The organism is Vibrio sp. 10N.261.55.C5 (genome assembly GCF_041470505.1).
Classification (GTDB): domain Bacteria; phylum Pseudomonadota; class Gammaproteobacteria; order Enterobacterales; family Vibrionaceae; genus Vibrio; species Vibrio crassostreae_C.
Genome location: NZ_JBFRMS010000003.1, coordinates 1 through 1,082, shown reverse-complemented (window position 1 = coordinate 1,082; position 1,082 = coordinate 1). Strand labels below are relative to the sequence as shown.

Below are 1,082 nucleotides of genomic sequence, written 5' to 3'. Positions count from 1 at the left end.
GCATTGCTTCAGCATGTTCATCACAAAGCGTCTAAACAACGCTATATTTTCTACAGCACCATCTAGCGTGATCCGTGAGTAATCCTCTTTAAAAACAACATCTAATACGTAATGCTGGCTGTTTTCAATACGCCAATGCTGACGAATGTAGTGGCCTAGCATTTTGTGATTCGGCGACATAGAGCTTATGTAATATGAGGTGTCTACACTTCCTTTTCCGTTGATCACTCGATGCCGCTCCACCGCAATGATGCTTCGTACTGTCGGCCATTTCTCCGCAAGCTCTTTAGGTAACTTAGCCTTTAACTGAAATACATATCTTTCTTCACTGCGGCCATGGTGCTTCTCTTTGATTTCGGTAACTATTTTCTCTTTACCTGCTTCAAAGACAGCTTGAAATTGCTCCACAATAGCCACTCTCAATTTGGGCTGGTTGTTCTTCACTTGAACAACAACGTGAGCCTTTTTCTCTGCAATTTTCTCGAGCGTATCGCGCTGACAATGCAGGGCATCAATGGTGATGACACTGCCTTTTACGTTAATAACATCAAGCATTTGGCGTACAACGTTGATCTCGCCATTTTTGCTCTCAGTCGGCTTTTGACTCAAAACGAGGCCACGTTCAGTGTCGTAGGCGGTAACCAATTGTAACGCTGTTTTTTTGTCATTTCGGTATGAGCCACGCAGCACTTTTCCATCGAATGCGATTATCGGCTTGTGTTGACTAGTGCGTTGCTCGTTAATCCACAGGGCTAATGCCTCTAGCAAAGATTCTGCGACAACTGAACGTAAAATACGGGCTATTGTATGCCGACGTGGAATACCATGTTCAAATGTTCTGTATTTTCTCAGCCAATCTAGTTTGTCTTTCCCAAACAATTCAATATCTTGCCATCCTTCACATCCAGATGCGATGGCGCTAATTACAAGGAACATGACATCGATAAGATCATGCTTCTGATTAATGTCTGACCGAGTGTCTTGGACGACTGATAAGTGTTCGATTAAGTTCAAAATGGCTGTGTGATTGTGGATTTAGCACTATTAGATCATATTTGTTAACAAAGTGCGATCCCGCCCTG

1 protein-coding gene is annotated in these 1,082 nt (G+C 43.1%); it reads right to left on the bottom strand.

What is annotated here, in order from left to right:
- A partial coding sequence (locus AB4263_RS00440; protein WP_372097145.1) for an ISAs1 family transposase occupies window positions 1–1,014 on the bottom strand: 1,014 nt, incomplete at its 3' end.
- Window positions 1,015–1,082 lie beyond the last annotated feature (68 nt).